13 protein-coding genes are annotated in these 16,329 nt (G+C 59.0%); 6 read left to right on the top strand and 7 right to left on the bottom strand.

Annotation, left to right across the window (positions count from 1 at the left end; translation table 11 throughout):
- Nucleotides 1-400 precede the first annotated feature (400 nt).
- From putP to J3P75_RS25440, 4 genes are all read left to right on the top strand, one after another.
- The gene (putP, locus tag J3P75_RS25455) at nucleotides 401-1,885 is read left to right on the top strand and encodes a sodium/proline symporter PutP (RefSeq protein ID WP_434708622.1); all 1,485 of its coding nucleotides are present in this window, start codon (nucleotides 401-403) and stop codon (nucleotides 1,883-1,885) included.
- Between the two features lie 348 nt (nucleotides 1,886-2,233).
- Nucleotides 2,234-4,249, top strand: coding sequence for a type VI secretion system tip protein VgrG (locus tag J3P75_RS25450; protein WP_434708621.1), 2,016 nt, complete (start codon nucleotides 2,234-2,236; stop codon nucleotides 4,247-4,249).
- A complete protein-coding gene (locus J3P75_RS25445) occupies nucleotides 4,239-4,952 on the top strand; it encodes a DUF4123 domain-containing protein (RefSeq protein WP_434708620.1) in 714 nt (237 codons plus the stop codon). The genes J3P75_RS25450 and J3P75_RS25445 overlap by 11 nt, the downstream gene beginning before the upstream one ends.
- Nucleotides 4,953-5,286: 334 nt before the next feature.
- On the top strand, nucleotides 5,287-5,604 hold the full coding sequence (locus J3P75_RS25440; protein WP_434708619.1) for a hypothetical protein: 318 nt from the start codon (nucleotides 5,287-5,289) through the stop codon (nucleotides 5,602-5,604).
- Between the two features lie 66 nt (nucleotides 5,605-5,670).
- Here the strand turns inward: J3P75_RS25440 and J3P75_RS25435 are convergent, their stop codons facing one another.
- The 3 genes from J3P75_RS25435 to J3P75_RS25425 are packed head-to-tail and all read right to left on the bottom strand — an operon-like array spanning nucleotide 5,671 to nucleotide 7,240.
- Nucleotides 5,671-6,087 carry a hypothetical protein gene (locus J3P75_RS25435; protein WP_434708618.1) on the bottom strand — a complete coding sequence of 139 codons (417 nt, stop codon included), beginning with the start codon at nucleotides 6,085-6,087 and terminating at the stop codon, nucleotides 5,671-5,673.
- A complete protein-coding gene (locus tag J3P75_RS25430; protein ID WP_434708617.1) occupies nucleotides 6,084-6,656 on the bottom strand; it encodes a type VI secretion system amidase effector protein Tae4 in 573 nt (190 codons plus the stop codon). Before J3P75_RS25430 ends, J3P75_RS25435 begins: the two co-directional genes overlap by 4 nt.
- Nucleotides 6,656-7,240, bottom strand: coding sequence for a PAAR domain-containing protein (locus J3P75_RS25425; protein ID WP_434708616.1), 585 nt, complete (start codon nucleotides 7,238-7,240; stop codon nucleotides 6,656-6,658). The genes J3P75_RS25430 and J3P75_RS25425 overlap by 1 nt, the downstream gene beginning before the upstream one ends.
- A gap of 161 nt (nucleotides 7,241-7,401) precedes the next feature.
- Here J3P75_RS25425 and J3P75_RS25420 point away from each other — a divergent pair, with 161 nt between their 5' ends.
- Both J3P75_RS25420 and J3P75_RS25415 read left to right on the top strand, forming a co-directional pair.
- Nucleotides 7,402-7,533, top strand: a complete 132-nt coding sequence (locus J3P75_RS25420; RefSeq protein WP_434708615.1) for a hypothetical protein — start codon at nucleotides 7,402-7,404, stop codon at nucleotides 7,531-7,533.
- Nucleotides 7,534-7,893: 360 nt separating this feature from the next.
- Nucleotides 7,894-8,733, top strand: coding sequence for a 23S rRNA (adenine(2030)-N(6))-methyltransferase RlmJ (locus tag J3P75_RS25415; protein WP_434708614.1), 840 nt, complete (start codon nucleotides 7,894-7,896; stop codon nucleotides 8,731-8,733).
- A 129-nt stretch (nucleotides 8,734-8,862) separates the two neighbouring features.
- On the opposite strand, the gene msrA is transcribed toward J3P75_RS25415, so the two are convergent.
- The 4 genes from msrA to aceF form a co-directional block, all read right to left on the bottom strand.
- Nucleotides 8,863-9,528, bottom strand: a complete 666-nt coding sequence (gene msrA, locus J3P75_RS25410; protein ID WP_434708613.1) for a peptide-methionine (S)-S-oxide reductase MsrA — start codon at nucleotides 9,526-9,528, stop codon at nucleotides 8,863-8,865.
- A 223-nt stretch (nucleotides 9,529-9,751) separates the two neighbouring features.
- Entirely contained in the window at nucleotides 9,752-12,448 is a 2,697-nt protein-coding gene (locus tag J3P75_RS25405; protein WP_434708612.1) for a putative bifunctional diguanylate cyclase/phosphodiesterase, read from the bottom strand.
- A gap of 243 nt (nucleotides 12,449-12,691) precedes the next feature.
- Nucleotides 12,692-14,089, bottom strand: coding sequence for an alkaline phosphatase D family protein (locus J3P75_RS25400; RefSeq protein ID WP_434708611.1), 1,398 nt, complete (start codon nucleotides 14,087-14,089; stop codon nucleotides 12,692-12,694).
- Nucleotides 14,090-14,364: 275 nt separating this feature from the next.
- Nucleotides 14,365-16,326 (bottom strand): dihydrolipoyllysine-residue acetyltransferase, encoded by a 1,962-nt coding sequence (aceF, locus tag J3P75_RS25395; RefSeq protein WP_434708610.1) that lies wholly within the window; start codon nucleotides 16,324-16,326, stop codon nucleotides 14,365-14,367.
- Nucleotides 16,327-16,329: the final 3 nt, after the last annotated feature.

The raw sequence follows: 16,329 nt of genomic DNA, 5'->3' as shown, positions 1-16,329 counted from the left end.
GTGCGTCGAATGAGGTGCAACCGGGTGCAACCCTTTTTTGTCGGAAAAATCCGCAACTCGTCAGGAAATAAATTCCGCGACGAAACTACTGCTCCTGCTTGGTGCTTTTGCTTCTAGCAAAGGGCCATGACTGCTACAAAAGGGAGCAAAAACACGGCGACTGTCGGTAATTCCGACTGGGTGCAACTTATTCTCATGAAATTGGTTGCACCTCATTTGATTTGTTGCATAGCATTCGCGCCCAAGGTGCAACCGGATCTGATTCGGTGTACCGGCTGATGGCTTTCCTGGGGAAACATCAGTCATAAATGCGCGGGATCCCGGATCGTCTGCCAAACGTCGTCGTTTGCGTGCGGTTCATCACCGCCGCTACATAAAAACAAAGCCAGGGCGTAACTCAATGAGCGTAAGCAATCCAACCCTGATCACGTTCGTGATCTACATCGCAGCAATGGTGCTGATCGGCTTGATGGCCTATCGCTCCACCAACAACCTTTCCGACTATATTCTCGGCGGTCGCAGCCTCGGCAGCGTGGTTACCGCGCTGTCTGCCGGTGCCTCGGACATGAGCGGCTGGTTGCTGATGGGCCTGCCGGGCGCCATCTACATGTCCGGTCTGTCCGAAAGCTGGATCGCCATCGGTCTGGTCATCGGTGCCTACCTGAACTGGCTGTTCGTTGCCGGCCGTCTGCGCGTGCAGACCGAGCACAACGGCGACGCCCTGACCCTGCCGGACTACTTCGCCAGCCGTTTTGAAGACAAGAGCGGCCTGTTGCGGATCATCTCGGCGATCGTGATTCTGGTGTTCTTCACCATCTACTGCGCTTCCGGCATTGTGGCCGGTGCCCGTCTGTTCGAAAGCACTTTCGGCATGTCCTACGAAACGGCGCTGTGGGCCGGTGCGGCGGCAACGATTGCCTACACCTTCATCGGCGGTTTCCTCGCGGTGAGCTGGACCGACACCGTACAAGCCACGCTGATGATCTTCGCGTTGATCCTTACGCCGATCATCGTCCTGCTGGCCACCGGCGGCGTCGACACCACGTTCCTGGCGATCGAAGCCAAGGACCCGAGCAACTTCGACATGCTTAAAGGCACCACTTTCATCGGCATCATCTCGCTGATGGGCTGGGGTCTGGGCTACTTCGGTCAGCCGCACATCCTCGCGCGTTTCATGGCCGCGGATTCGGTGAAATCGATCGCCAAGGCGCGTCGCATTTCCATGACCTGGATGATCCTGTGCCTGGGCGGCACCGTGGCGGTGGGCTTCTTCGGTATCGCTTACTTCTCGGCGCACCCGGAAGTGGCAGGCGCGGTGACTGAAAACCCTGAGCGCGTGTTCATCGAGCTGGCGAAGATCCTGTTCAACCCGTGGGTGGCCGGTGTCCTGCTGTCGGCGATTCTGGCGGCGGTAATGAGCACGTTGAGCTGCCAGTTGCTGGTGTGCTCGAGCGCCCTGACCGAAGACTTCTACAAAACCTTCCTGCGTAAATCGGCTTCGCAGCTGGAGCTGGTCTGGGTCGGTCGCGCCATGGTCCTGCTGGTTGCGCTGATCGCCATTGCGCTGGCCGCCAACCCGGAAAACCGCGTACTGGGCCTGGTGTCCTACGCCTGGGCCGGTTTCGGTGCCGCGTTCGGTCCGGTGGTGCTGATTTCCGTGATCTGGAAAGACATGACCCGTAACGGCGCGTTGGCCGGCATCATCGTCGGTGCGGTCACCGTGGTGGTGTGGAAGCATTTCGAACTGCTGGGTCTGTACGAAATCATCCCGGGCTTCATCTTCGCCAGCCTGGCGATCTACTTTGTCAGCAAGGCCGGTGAACCGACCCGCGGCATGGTCGAGCGCTTCCAGGCAGCGGAAAAGGATTTCAATCTGAACAAGTAAGGCGCTGAGCTTCGGCTCACATCAAACGGCCCGTTTCCGAAAGGAGACGGGTCGTTTTTTTTGTGCCTGTGATTCTCTGATTCACCACCAACACTTGTAGGAGTGAGCCTGCTCGCGATAGCGGTGTGTCAGTGACGAAAATGTTGACTGAGACACCGCTATCGCGAGCAGGCTCACTCCTACAGGGTTCGGTGGTGTGTTTAAGGGAAATGTCTGTAGTCGCAGGCGTTTGTTATCGGGGTTTTTTCGCCAAGGCAAGTAGGGCAAATCTGATTTTCCCGTCCGCCGCTCACCACCCCTTGCCCCTCATGCAGAATCGCCCGCCCTCAAACTGCAGAGAGACATCGGATGTTCGCGCCTGCCAATCAACCGCGTTTCACGTTGACCCTCGAAGGCGCCCGGGATGAGCTCAAAGTGCTTGAGTTCACGGGCAAGGAAGCCATCAGCCAACCCTATCGTTTTGAGCTGGAACTGGTCAGCGAACGGCCGGATCTGGACCTCGAAAGCCTCCTGCACGGTCAGGCGTTTCTGAGTTTCGATGCTGACGGTCACGGTATTCACGGTCAGATCGATCAGGTCGGGCAGGGCGATTCCGGGAAACGTCTGACGCGCTATCACGTCACTCTGGTACCGCGTCTGAGCTATCTTGGCCATCGCATCAATCAGCGGATTTTCCAGCATCAGACGGTGCCGCAGATTGTTGCGCGGGTGCTCAAGGATCATTCGATCCTGCGCGATGCCTTTGAATTTCGCCTCGGCAGTGAATATTCGGTGCGTGAATACTGCGTGCAGTACGCCGAAAGCGATCTGGCGTTCATCCAGCGACTGTGCGCCGAGGTCGGCATTCATTACCACTTTCAGCACAGCCCGCAGGGCCATCTGCTGGTGTTCGGCGATGACCAGACGGTTTTCGCGCGTCTGCCCGAACCGACGATATACCTGCCGGGCAGCGGCATGTCCGCCGGGGCGTCGGCGGTGCAGCGCTTCAATGTGCGGGTGCAGACCCGCACCAGCGTTGTCACCCGGCGTGACTACAACTTCGAAAAGCCGCACCTGCAACTGCACAGCCGTGTCGACAGCGAACAGCGCCCGGTGCTGGAGGACTATCAGTTCCCGGCCGGTTTCACCGACCGGAAAACCGGCAACCATCTTGCTCAACGGGCGCTGGAACGTCACGTCGCTGATTATCGTCTGGCCGAAGGCATCAGCGATGAGTCCGCGCTGGCCTGTGGACATTTCCTGCAACTGACCGAGCATCCGCGTCAGGACTGGAACGATCTGTGGCTGCTGACCGCCATCGAACACCATGGGCGTCAGCCGCAGGTGCTGGAGGAATCGGTGACCAGCGATGGCGAAGGCTTCCAGGGTTACCGTAATACTTTTCTCGCCACGCCGTGGGACGTGTTCTTCCGCCCGGCGCTGGGGCCGGACAAACCGCGCATGCTCGGCTATCAACCCGCTGTGGTGACGGGGCCGAAAGACAGTGAAATCCACTGCGACGAGTACGGTCGGGTGAAGGTGCAGCTGGCCTGGGATCGTGACGGTGAACTGAACGAGCATTCCAGTTGCTGGCTGCGCGTTGCGACCAATTGGGCCCATGACCGTTACGGCAGCGTGATGATTCCCCGGGTCGGCATGGAGGTGCTGGTCGGTTTCATCGATGCCGACGCCGACAAGCCTTTGGTAATGGGTTGTCTGCCCAACGCGGCGACGCCGGTGCCGCTGGATCTGCCGGCCGACAAGACCCGCAGCATTTTTCGCAGCCAGAGCAGCCCCGGCGGCGCTGGCTATAACGAACTGCGCATCGAGGACAGGAAAGGCGCCGAGGAAATCTACCTGCGCGCTCAGCGCAACTGGACCCAACATGTGTTGCACGACCAGCAAGTGCAGGTCGACAACCAGCGCAGCGTTGTCGTCACCGGCACCGCCCGGCACGAGCTGAAGGCCGATGAACAGCGCATCACCCACGGCCAGCGGCAGACCGAGGTCAGGCAGGACGACCATCTGACCGTCAGCGGCGAGCGGCATATTCGTGTCGGCAGCCAAACCCTCAGCGCCAGCGCTCAGTTTCACGTCAGCGCTGGTCAGCAAGTGGTCATCGATGGCGGCGCAAGCGCGACGATTCAGGCGGGCGGGCAGTGGATCAACATCGGCCCGGGGGGGATTTTCAGCAGCGTGCCGATCGTCGTCGGTGGCGCGCCGATGGCAGCGATGAGCGCCGCGCCGGTCGCGCCGGGGTTGCCGGAAAAACTCGCCGCCGCGCCGGCTGCCGTGCTGACCGCCGCGCAGATCATGAGCTTCAAGGGCGATGCGCCATTCTGTGAAGAATGCGAGCGCTGCAAGGACGGTGTCTGTGCCGCCTGATTCCCTCTCACCTGCCGATTGGCTGGCGCAAGCGCCGTTGCAGGACTGCGAGCAATTGTTCGCGGTGTTGAGCCATGCCAGCACCGCCAAACCGCCCCGGGCCTGGCTCGACGCGGCGAGTCCGCTGTGGGCTGACACGGTGTATGCCGAGTGGGATGCGGTGATGCCATGCGTGGGAATTGTCAGCGTCGACAGTGAGTTTTTGCGTTGGGTCGCCGACACCGAGTCGCGCGATTGGGGCTGGCTGTTGGTGTCTTCGGCAAGCCTGGAGGTGCTGGTCGAGCATTTCCGCAGCCTGACTCAAGTGCTGATGCCGAACGGCAAAACGGTGTTCTTCCGCTTCTGGGACGGGCGCTTTTTATTGCCGATTTTGCACTCTGAAGAGGTGGATGCGCGGCTAGTGTTTCCGCTGGTCAGTCGCGCTCTGATCAACGGCCAGGCGCTGCACATCGGCGGCGCAGCGCAGACTTCAGACAAGGTCTTTCCATGGTGGCGGGTACCGGAATCGGTGTTGGCACTGGAGGGCAATGCCGTCCGCACGGCCAATGCGATGCAGTGGCTGAGCGAAGAAAGCCCGGCGATATATGAAGCTTTTCCCGAGGCCGTTTTGCGCTGCAAGGTCAGGCAGTTTTTTCAGCTTTCATTGTCGGAAGATTCTTCGCAATCGGCGTTGCTGGCGTATTTGCTGGCAGAGCTGGAGTGACATTTCGGGGCAACGGCCTCGGAGATTTCCTTCGAAGTGCGGCGGATTGCGTGAACTGGTGGGCGGTGGGTTGCAGGGATAGTCTTTTCGTTGTCACTGCGGGAGTGGTGACGGGTGTAGGAACCCTGACAAATTCACCGTGCATCAGCGCTATCGTTTGATTGCGGCACTTAATCCGTGTCCATCAAATCTTTGCGGCGGCTGTGCGCGGGAACGCTTCGGCGTAGCTGAGTTTGGTGGGTTTCTCAGTTTCCTACTCTCGCGCACGGCTGCCACCCAAACCTGTAGGAAGGTCGTTGGCCGCCTCTCTTAAACCTATTGAGGTGCAACTGATATGGCTACGCTTAAACCCGATCCACCGTACGAAAAAATCATTCCTCACCCCGACAACCGCTTCATGGCGCTGACCGACAATTGCAGCGACATGCCAACGCTGTTCATCGACACCCACGTCCCCCTCGACATCCTCATGGACGCCGCCAATCACCGTTTGCGCGCCGTGATTCAGGTTCTGGAAAACATGTGCATGCGCGGCTCGGTCGAATGCGACTCCGTCATCCTCAGCGACTTCGCCCGGCTCTGCGTGATTCCCTTGCGTGATGGCTGCGATGTGCTGGATGTGATCGGCTCGCGCTTGCGCGGCATGCCTTAATACAAGCGTTGTGATAGATCCTTCCAGTCACGGACTATGGAAGGATCACCAGCTTATGGAACTTTGTCATTGTTGTAGGTATTGATCTTGTGCCTTGATAAATGCATCGAAGGCAGGAGAGTTATAAATTTCGAGGCAAGAATAGAACACGATATTTTTCCCCGACTGTTTGCTGGTTGAAGATGCTTTCGTATAAGCGTCTGTCACGAATTTTTCGGTTTCAAGGTAGGGGTCGTGGGTCACTTCGAGCGTGTCCTCATTTTGCAGTATGGCGTGTTGTCCCTTTCCCATAGCGGAATAGGCCCCAATCGCAAGTCCAAGGTCCGATTTGATGTCTGAGTCGCTCGTGAACTGGTTCGATATGCAGTTAGCGAGGCCATAGTTCTTAAGTGATGTTCTGGCAGTGCTGAGATCTGCTTCACTCGAGATTGCGTTAGCGGATAAGCCAAGAATACTTATTGACAAAAGAAGCCGGATTTTCATCCCTTTAACTCCCAGAAATTAATTTTTTCCAGCTTTACGTCTGGCCTGTCGTAAGTGTGGCTGTCTGGACGATGGTAGTCACTGTTATCACCTGTGGCGCTACCGTTCCACAAAGTCGCGTGGCCTGTCGCATCGCTCCAGCCATTGATCTCCATGATGATCACGCCTTTCTTGCCATTGATGTAATGAGCCTCGCCCATTTTTAATTCACGATCTGGGGCACCCCAATTGTGTTTCAGGAAATCCAGGAAATCTGCGACTTTCATGATGTAGGGGAGTTGATCCGCACCAGCAAGACGATAAATGGATTTGCTTGGAATGATCGTTCCTTTCGGGATTTTATAACCACCATAGTTAAACCCTCTACTTATCCTGAGAGCGCACGCATTCGCGTAAGCATCTGGTTTTTCCGCTCTCGCCGCTTCGACGTTGCCTCCTACAAGCGCGTACACTTCAATCGAGCTTTTAAGTCCAACTTCTGCGTAGGCCGTCCATAGGGTGCTGAATTTTGGTCTTTTTACGAGGATGTTGGAGGTAACGCCACCCGCACTGATATTGAGCTGAGCCATTAAATTTCGCCCTCCATGTCAAAGGCTTCAGCCTCAAAAGCGTTGGGAATGATCGCTATACCTTTCGGGCCCACGGTCCCAGACAGCGTTTTTTCAGTTGCACCGCTGATCGTTACGGCAACGGTCTCGCCGGGTGAGTAGCCGGAAGTTTTCACATGAATATTCAAGTCGGTGTAAAAGCGTGACACAGAGTCCACCGGCGTTTGGTTGTCTCCATACGAAAACGTTATGCGTTGAATACTTTTCGGTTTGGGAACCTGAGGAATGATGGGAGAGAAGCTTGCAGCGCTATGTTCGCCCCCACCAAAGACGGAGGATTGAGCAAATAGAACAGTGTTCGATTTTGGTGGGCAGCCACACGCTACATAATCACCTTCTAGCGCAACCAGGCCGGCAGGCAGAGTGATAGTTCGCGGGCCTACGGCAACAATCGGGCCTTTACCCGGAGGACATACGGGACAGCTCGCCATATGACCGACAGATGAAGTGCTAACCGCGTAATCAATGTTGATTCCGATGTTTCCTTCCAGAACCGCGCCCCCGGTTGATGTTGGGGCGCCGATACCGATCATCTTTCTTCCCATGTAAATTTCCCTCTTTACAGGTTTTAAGTGATACGGATATTCGCATTGCCTTAGCTTGGGCGACGACGGTTATCCTTCCGCGCGATGTTTCTGGATGTTGCTCGTGCAGTTAGGGGAACCGTTCATAACCGTCTTGATTCAAGTACTGGGGAAGCATGTGCATGCGCACGCGCGGCTCGGTCGAATGCGACTCCGTCATCCTCAGCGACTTCGCCCCGCTCTGCGTGATCCCCTTGCGTGATGGCTGCGATGTGCTGGATGTGATCGGCTCGCGCTTGCGCTCAATGCCATAAAAGCAAAGCCCCTCACCCTAGCCCTCTCCCAGAGGGAGAGGGAACTGATCGAGTTGTCTGGGAGACGTTCGCCGACCTGCGGCTTCAATGGTGAACTTGGCTTGGGCAGGCTTGGTATGAGTTGTTCTTTCTGCGGACTGACCGAAGAGTGCCGACCTGCGACTTGCGCTGATCTTCGATTGGCTAAGCCTGAGATCACGCTGATCTTTCAGGTCGATGTAACCCGCAATATCACCACCGTCAGTCCCCTCTCCCTCGGGAGAGGGCTAGGGTGAGGGGCAGGCTTTTGCCCGCTCGGCCGCCAACCCCTGACTTGCCACGCGGTAAAAGGTAAACTTTGCGCCCTTCGCAGGAGCAGCCATGAATTATCGTCACGCCTTCCATGCCGGCAATCACGCCGATGTGTTCAAACACCTGACCTTGACCCGCCTCATCGCCCTGATGTCGCGCAAGGAGCAGCCGTTTGCCTATCTCGACAGCCACGCCGGCATCGGTCTGTACGACTTGCAAGGCGATCAGGCCAGTCGTACCGGCGAGTACCTGGAAGGCATCGCGCGCTTGTGGGATCAGCCAGACCTGCCGGCGCTGACCGCTGACTACATGAACGTGCTGCACGAGATGAACCCGGATGGCCAGTTGCGCTATTACCCCGGTTCGCCGGAGCTGGCGCGGCGTCTGACCCGCCCGCAGGATCGGGTGATGCTCAACGAGAAGCACCCCGAAGACGGCGTGTTGCTCAAGGACAACATGGCCGGTGATCGCCGGGTGAAAGTGCATCTGGGCGAAGGCTGGCATGTCGCGCGGGCGATGTTGCCGGTGCAGGAAAAGCGCGCGGTGATGTTGATCGATCCGCCGTTCGAGCAGCTCGATGAAATGCAGCGCTGCGCGGCGTCGATGAAAGAAGCGATCGGCCGCATGCGCCAGACCGTGGCGGCGATCTGGTACCCGGTCAAGGATCAGCGTGCGTTACGGCGTTTCTATCAGGACCTGGCCGGCACCGGGGCGCCGAAGTTGTTGCGCGTGGAACTGCTGGTGCATCCGCTGGATACGCCGAACAGCCTGAACGGCTCGGGTCTGGCGATTGCCAATCCGCCGTGGGGGCTGGAAGAAGAACTGCGCGAGTTGCTACCGTGGCTGTCGAAAAAACTGGGACAGACTCAGGGTGGCTGGCAGATGGATTGGCTGATCGCCGAAAGCTGATAAACCGCAAGACTGATCGTTCCCACGCTCTGCGTGGGAATGCCTCAATGGACGCTCTGCGTCCGCTGTTGGGACGCGGAGCGTCCCGGGCTGCATTCCTTTGCTGCGCGTGGGAACGATCAGTCGGTGTTAGTTCCCCGCCAGGCTCGCCGGCATACACACGCCGGTACCGCCGATCCCGCAATAGCCTTCCGGATTCTTCGCCAGATACTGCTGGTGATACGCCTCAGCAAAGTACACGGTCGGCGCCTGGTCGATTTCGGTGCTGATTTCGCCCAGCCCGGCCTTCGCCAGTTCCGCCTGGTACAGCGCTTTGCTTTTCAGCGCCGCATCCAGTTGCTCAGGGGAGGTCGCATAGATCACCGAGCGGTACTGTGTGCCGATGTCGTTGCCCTGGCGCATGCCTTGGGTCGGGTTGTGCAGTTCCCAGAACATCGCCAGCAACTCTTCGTAGCTGACAGCGGCCTTGTCATACACCACCAGCACCACTTCGGCGTGACCGGTCAGGCCCGAGCAGACTTCTTCGTAAGTCGGGTTCGGCGTGAAGCCGCCGGCATAACCCACGACCGTGCTGACCACGCCTTCACGCTGCCAAAAGCGCCGTTCCGCACCCCAGAAGCAGCCGAGGCCGAAGATGGCGAAGTCGACGTCCTGAAAGAACGGGCCGAGCAGTGGGGTGTCTTCGAAGACGAAATGCTTTTCAGGCAGGGTCATCGCGGTTTCGCGGCCGGGCAGGGCTTGTTCTTTGGTTGGAAGCACGTTTTTGTTCACCAGAATTTCCGAGCGCAGAACCATGAGCGTTCCTCTCAGTCAGGTTGGATATGAAAAGTCAGACCGCCAGTGTGCCCAATGATGCCCGGTTAATCACTACCCAAAATGTATGGGTACTCAACCTTGTGGGAGCCAGCCTGCTGGCGATAGCGGTGGGTCAGCGAGGCCAATGTTGATTGGCTTGGCGCAATCGCCAGCAGGCTGGCTCCCACAGGGGAAATCATTTACCGGGAAAAGACGCTGGGGATCAGAGGCACAGCGGCCCGCGCGGATAGCGCTTGAGCGCCGGGATCAGTTCGGCGCCGGGGATCGGCCGGTCGAACAGGTAGCCCTGGCCGACGTCGCAGCGGTGGCGGCGCAGGAATGCCAGTTGCTCGGCGGTCTCGATGCCTTCGGCGACCACCTTGAGTTTCAGGTTGTGGGCCATGGCGATCACCGCCGAGGTGATTTCCATGTCGTCCTGGTTGTCGGGGATTTCGTGGATGAAGCTGCGATCGATCTTGATGATGTCGATCGGGAATTTCTTCAGGTAGCTGAGCGACGAATAGCCGGTGCCGAAGTCGTCCATCGCCAGGGTCAGGCCCAGACGCTTGAGCTGATCGAGCTGCAAGTGCGTGTCTTCGGTAGCTTCCAGCAGCAGGCCTTCGGTCAGTTCCAGCTCCAGCAAGTTGGCCGGCAGCGCTTCTTCCTTGAGGATGTTGGCAATGGAGGCGACCAGATCCGGGTCGGAAAACTGCTTGGGTGACAGATTGATTGCCACTTGCAGGTTGCCCAGACCCGCCGCGGTCAGGGCTTTGCTCATGCGGCAGGCCTGACGGGCGATCCATTTGCCGATCGGAATGATCAGGCCGGTCTCTTCGGCGACGCTGATGAACTGATCCGGGCGAATCATCCCGCGTTCCGGGTGGTTCCAGCGCAACAGCGCTTCCATGCCCAGCAGGCGACCGCTGCGCAGGCACAGCTTGGGCTGATAGAACACGTCCAGCTCGTTCTGGGTCAGGGCGCGGCGCAGGTTGTTCTCGACGAACAGTTTGTAACTGGCTTCGGCATTCAGCGCTTCGGTGAACACCTGCAACTGGTGTTTGCCGTTGGCCTTGGCCTTGTGCAGCGCCAGACCGGCGTTACGCATCAGCGTCTGCGGGTCGCGCCCGTGCAACGGTGCGCAGGCCAGACCGACCGAACCGGTGACGCTGATCAACTGGTTGTCGACGAACATCGGTTTGTCGAGGGTCAGCAGCAACTGGCTGGCAATCCGCTGCCCGGCTTCGAGATCGGTATTGTCGAGCAGCACGGCGAATTCATTACTGGCGAAACGCGCCAGACTGCCGCTTGGGCTGAGGCTGTTGCGCAGGCGTCGGGCCAGACTGATCAGCAGCTTGTCGCCGGTCTGATGGCCGAGGCTGTCGTTGATGCGCTTGAAGTTGTCGATATCCACCAGCAGCAGGCTGATCGGCGTATCGCTGTCACGGGCGAAGCGCTCGTCGAGGTTGCGGATGAATGCCGGGCGGTTGCCGAGGTTGGTCAGGTTGTCGGTGTAAGCCAGACGTTCGATGCGCTGCTGCGCGAGTTTGGTCTGGGTGATGTCTTCGTAGATGCCGATGTAATGGGTCAGCTCACGGTTGTCGCCGTACACCTTGGAAATCGACAACTGGCCCCAGTACGGTTCGAGATTCTTGCGTCGGCTTTTGAATTCGCCCTGCCAGCTGTTGCTCTGAGCCAGCGCCGAGGGCGCGTCGAACAGCAGTTCGCTGAGGTTTTCCAGTGCCGGCAGTTCCGACAGGCGCTGGCCGTGGACTTCTTCGGTGGTGTACTGGGTGATCGCGGTAAAGCTCGGGTTGACGTACTCGACCACACCGTCGCAGTTGACCAGCAAAAAGGCGTTGGCGCTTTGCTCGACCGCACGCTGGAACAGGTGCAGGGCGCTGGTGGCGGTGCGGCGGTTGTGGTTGTTGATGACTTGCGCGAACTGATCGGCCAGCTCACCGGCAAACGCGATCTCGTCGGACTGCCAGGCGCGGGTCACGCCGGTCTGCTCCAGACACAGCACGCCGACCACCTGGCCGTCGACGCGGATACTTGCGTCGAGCATGGCGTTGACGTCACGCGGGCGCAGGGCTTCGGCCATCTCGCGGGTGCGCGGGTCGCGCATCGCATTGTGCGCATCGATGGCGCGGCTGCCGTGCAGCGCTTCCAGGTAGTCGGGGAAGCTGCCGATATCGATCACGTCCGGAAGAATGTATTCCTGCGTTGCGCGATGGTAGGCCGAGATCGGCACCAGCAGATTGCCCTCGAGATTCCACAGGCTGGCGCAGTCGATTTCATAGATGTCGCATGCACAACGGGTGATCAGCTCGGCGGCTTCCTGCAGCGAGTTGTGCGTGCTGTAGCGCTGACGGGCGAGCAGCAGAATCAGTTCCTGCTGGGCGCGCACGCGCTCCAGGTGCTGCAGTTGTTCCTGCTGCGCGCGTTGATTGAGTTCGAGGGCGATCTGCAGCCGTGAGTTCTGCGTTTCCAGATCGACGGAGGGCAGTAGCGGCGGCTCGCTGAATACATCGTCGACCGCCAGCAGGTAACCGCGCAGCAGATGCCGATTGTGCTGTTTGTAGGCTTCACCCAATTCCAGAATGCTCAGCGCCCCGGAGGCGGTGTGCAGGGTGTAGCGCACCAGGTAATGCGGGCTGACGGTGAGCTGTTGCTGGATCGCGTCATGCAATTGATAGCGCGCTTCTGGTTCCATCAGGCTGGCATACGGCGAGCCGACCAGCGCGCACAGCTCGACGGCCGGCTGGCCGAACTGGCGTTCACAGTTGGGATCGAGAAACAGCATGGCCCAACTGGCTTCATTCAAGCGCTCGAAACGCAGCATGCCGAGCCGCGAGGGCACAGGCAACTGCGTCACTACCTCGGCCGCCATACGGCTGGCGGCATCGGGTTGGCTCTTCATGAAGGGAACTCGCTTGGAAATATGCTGAACGCGCCGGGCTCGCGCCCTCTTAACTGTTGCCTGCGGCAAGGTTGCATCATTGCGGCCCCGACTGACAAGAGAGATGAAGGCCAAGTGCTATAAGAATATGTCGGCTGGGCTGAACATTTCTCCAGCCAGTGCACAAAACTAATGCACTGAGCATGACCGAGCGCCGTTCCAGAGCGGTTGGTGCTCGGCAACAGCGCCCAGTGCACCTACTGATCAGCGTAGGGGAATGACGATCGATTGCAGGCGTTTGCCGTCTCGGTCGTGATAGTTGACCTGAATCTGCCCGGCCTCGACCACCAGGTGGGCAAAATTGTCCTCGCTGACCACTTTGCCTGTCAGCTCATGCCGATAATCCCCGGCGGCGGTGCGCACCAGCGGTTGATCGAGTATGAACGTCGACGCTTTGGCATACGGCAGCAACTTGCTGTTGCACAGCGGCGATGACACCACCGTGTGTACCTCGAAGTCCGGGTCTTCGCTGTGACTCAGGCGCGCGGTCAGCGAACCATGGACATCACCGGAGATGAACACGACGTTCCTGATCCGTCGGGTGCGAATCGTTTCCAGCAGGCGCAGGCGTTGTTCGGGGAAGGCTTTCCAGGCGTCATCGCCATGAAGCTTGCGGTCCGGGTAGAACATCACACTGGTCACCACGAACTTGACCCGCGCTTCGCTGTGGATCAGCCATTTGAGCAACGCCTGTTCCTGAGCCTCATCGAGAATGCGCCGATCATCCGCCGACAAGTTGCGGCGGGTACGGCTGTCCGTCACGAACCATTCGATATCGCCGTCGCTGAATTGGTACCAGTAATGCTCAAGCGACGAGCGATCTACTTCACCGTTAGTTGTCAGCGGATGTACCGGGCTGTGACTGGCTTGATACAACTCATAGGCCGCCATCGCATTGCGAAACAAGTCTACGTCGGACTTGTTGGCATTGGCCGGCCAGTTGTCTTCGATTTCATGGTCATCAAGAATCATGTAAGTCGAAGTGCCAGACATCAAACGTTTTATATTGGGTTGCGAAAACGCCGCACGGTACTTGCTGAGAATATCCTGATACTCACGATCCGGCGCAATCAGATTCAAATCGTCAACGTAGATTTGGTCTCCGGTCATCAACACTGCGCTGATCGGTGGCTCAATACCCTCGATCACTTGATTGATCGAAGAAAAGATCCGGTCGCCCAGCTGTGGCAGTGAGGCGATTCCCGCGGTCATGCGCAGGTAGCGACACGAACCGACAATATAGGCCCGGGGCTGCATCGGCTTGCTGGAGCGGGTACGCAGACGATAAATCTCTCGCGGCCATTGCAGCGGCAACTCGGCAACGCTATCCGGTGTATGAACCGGACTCATCGGGCTGAACCAGCCGGCCTGATATTCATATTCGGTGTCGGCACTCAAGTTGTTGAGAGCGAATACGTGTGACATGTCACGTATAGCGCTCAGGTGCGCAAAGTAAGCTTTTGACCATTGTTGTGCACCGGCTGCGCGATAACGTACTCCGGCAAATACCCGTGAGTTGTTCTGGGCATCGCCACGCAGAAATATGCGTGCATGAGTAGTTGTAACGTGGCCGATGATCGGCCCGATAGTTGGTTTTAACATGTCGAATCCATTCGAAGTAACTTGAATTAACTGGGATTCACTAACTTTGGTTAGTTGAATTGGCTGCGCCTAGGTTAGTTGCGTGCCGGACAAAAAAGATCAGCGCCAAGTCGACCAGGGTTGTGGCCGAAATCAGCGCAACGTGTGGGAAAAAGCCGAGAGGCAGGTTTCTTCAGGCAAAAAAAAGCCCCGCCAGATGACGGGGTTGAGGTACGAGCGTGTGGCGCTCGAAAGGGTGCAGCAAGCGGCCCTCCGTTGCCGGAGGGCCGTTTGGATTACAGCAGGATGGTGCGGATATCGCCCAACAGGCTGCCCAGACGCTGGGTGAAGCGTGCGGCTGCAGCGCCGTTGATCACACGGTGATCGTAGGACAGCGACAGTGGCAGCATCAGTTTCGGCTGGAAGACTTTGCCATCCCAGACTGGCTGGATGGTTGCCTTGGACACACCGAGGATCGCTACTTCCGGCGCGTTGACGATCGGCGTGAAGCCGGTGCCGCCAATATGGCCGAGGCTGGAAATGGTGAAGCACGCGCCTTGCATTTCGTCCGAGGACAGCTTCTTGGTGCGGGCTTTTTCAGCCAGCGAAGCCGCTTCGGCCGCCAGTTGCAGCAGGCTCTTCTGGTCGACGTTCTTGATGACCGGTACCAGCAGGCCATCCGGGGTGTCGACGGCGAAGCCGATGTTCACGTATTTCTTGCGGATGATCGCTTTGCCGCTTGGCGCCAGCGAACTGTTGAAGTCCGGCAGCTCCTTGAGCAGATGCGCGCAGGTCTTGAGCAGCAGCGGCAGGATGGTCAGCTTGACGCCAGCCTTCTCGGCCACGGCCTTCTGTGCAACACGGAAAGCTTCCAGCTCGGTGATGTCTGCCGAGTCGAATTGCGTCACGTGTGGCACGTTCAGCCAGCTGCGGTGCAGGTTGGCAGCGCCGACTTGCATCAGGCGAGTCATCGGCACTTCTTCGATTTCGCCGAAACGGCTGAAATCGACCACCGGAATCGGCGGGATACCCGCGCCACCGGTTGCGCCAGCAGCAGCGGCCGGTGCTTCCTTGGCCTTCTGCATCATCGCTTTGACGTAGGTCTGCACGTCTTCTTTCAGAATACGACCGTGCGGGCCGCTGGCGCCGACAGCGCTCAGCTCGACGCCAAACTCACGGGCCAGTTGACGCACGGCGGGACCAGCGTGAACTTTCGCGCCCGGCTTGGCCGGTGCGGCAGCTTGAGCAGCAGCAGGTGCGGCGGCAGCCGGGGCAGCAGCGGCAGGTGCCGGTGCGCTCGGTGCAGCAGCGGCCGCTGGAGCCGGGGCAGCAGCAGGTGCCGCGCCTTTGACTTTCAGCTTGAGGATCAGGTCGCCGGTGCCGACTTCGTCATCCAGCTTGATCGAAACGCTTTCGACCACGCCAGCGGCAGGCGATGGAATTTCCATGCTGGCCTTGTCGGATTCCAGGGTGATCAGCGACTGGTCGGCTTCGACGGTGTCACCGGCCTTGACCAGCACTTCGATGATCTTGGCCTTGCCGGCCGAACCGATGTCCGGAACGTGGATGTCCTGCACGCTGTCGGCGACCGGCGCCGCCGGAGCAGCAGTCGGCGCTGGCGCAGCGGCGGAAGCAGGCGCGGCAGCCTGAGCCGGAGCGGCCGCAGCAGGCGCCGCAGCACCCGCCACTTCCAGATCCAGAATCAGGTCGCCAGTGCCGACTTCGTCGTTGAGCTTGACGCTGATGGCCTTGACCACGCCAGCGGCAGGCGAGGGGATTTCCATGCTCGCCTTGTCGGATTCCAGAGTGATCAGCGATTGATCAGCTTCGACGGTGTCGCCGACCTTGACCTGAATCTCGATGATCTGCGCCTTGCCCGACGAACCGATGTCCGGCACGTGCACTTGCTGTACCGAAGCGGCAGCAGGGGCAGCAGCAGGCGCGGCAGCAGCCGGGGCGGCCGCCGGTTTTTCTTCAGCTTTGGCAGCCGGAGCCGCCGCAGGAGCAGGGGCTGCCTCAGCGGCGCCCTCGACTTCCAGCTCAAGCAGTTCGTCGCCTTCTTTCAGGCGGTCGCCCAGCTTCACTTTCAGGCTCTTGATGACGCCGGCTTTCGGAGCCGGCACTTCCATGCTGGCCTTGTCCGATTCCAGGGTCAGGATGCTCTGGTCGGCTTCGATGCGGTCGCCGACCTTCACAAACAGTTCAATTACTTCACCTTCACCGCTGCCGATGTCAGGTACGCGAATGAGTTCGCTCACAAA

Origin of the sequence: Pseudomonas sp. R1-1 (assembly GCF_051132135.1) — a bacterium.
Taxonomy (GTDB): Bacteria; Pseudomonadota; Gammaproteobacteria; order Pseudomonadales; family Pseudomonadaceae; genus Aquipseudomonas.
This window is presented reverse-complemented; position numbering and strand designations above follow the sequence as displayed.

Bases quoted from the DNA above. Each gene is read 5' to 3' on its own strand.
- putP (WP_434708622.1), top strand. From the start codon at position 401: ATGAGCGTAAGCAATCCAACCCTGATCACGTTCGTGATCTACATCGCA.
- J3P75_RS25450 (WP_434708621.1), top strand. From the start codon at position 2,234: ATGTTCGCGCCTGCCAATCAACCGCGTTTCACGTTGACCCTCGAAGGC.
- J3P75_RS25440 (WP_434708619.1), top strand. From the start codon at position 5,287: ATGGCTACGCTTAAACCCGATCCACCGTACGAAAAAATCATTCCTCAC.
- J3P75_RS25435 (WP_434708618.1), bottom strand. From the start codon at position 6,087: ATGAAAATCCGGCTTCTTTTGTCAATAAGTATTCTTGGCTTATCCGCT.
- J3P75_RS25430 (WP_434708617.1), bottom strand. From the start codon at position 6,656: ATGGCTCAGCTCAATATCAGTGCGGGTGGCGTTACCTCCAACATCCTC.
- J3P75_RS25425 (WP_434708616.1), bottom strand. From the start codon at position 7,240: ATGGGAAGAAAGATGATCGGTATCGGCGCCCCAACATCAACCGGGGGC.
- J3P75_RS25420 (WP_434708615.1), top strand. From the start codon at position 7,402: ATGCGCACGCGCGGCTCGGTCGAATGCGACTCCGTCATCCTCAGCGAC.
- J3P75_RS25415 (WP_434708614.1), top strand. From the start codon at position 7,894: ATGAATTATCGTCACGCCTTCCATGCCGGCAATCACGCCGATGTGTTC.
- msrA (WP_434708613.1), bottom strand. From the start codon at position 9,528: ATGGTTCTGCGCTCGGAAATTCTGGTGAACAAAAACGTGCTTCCAACC.
- J3P75_RS25405 (WP_434708612.1), bottom strand. From the start codon at position 12,448: ATGAAGAGCCAACCCGATGCCGCCAGCCGTATGGCGGCCGAGGTAGTG.
- J3P75_RS25400 (WP_434708611.1), bottom strand. From the start codon at position 14,089: ATGTTAAAACCAACTATCGGGCCGATCATCGGCCACGTTACAACTACT.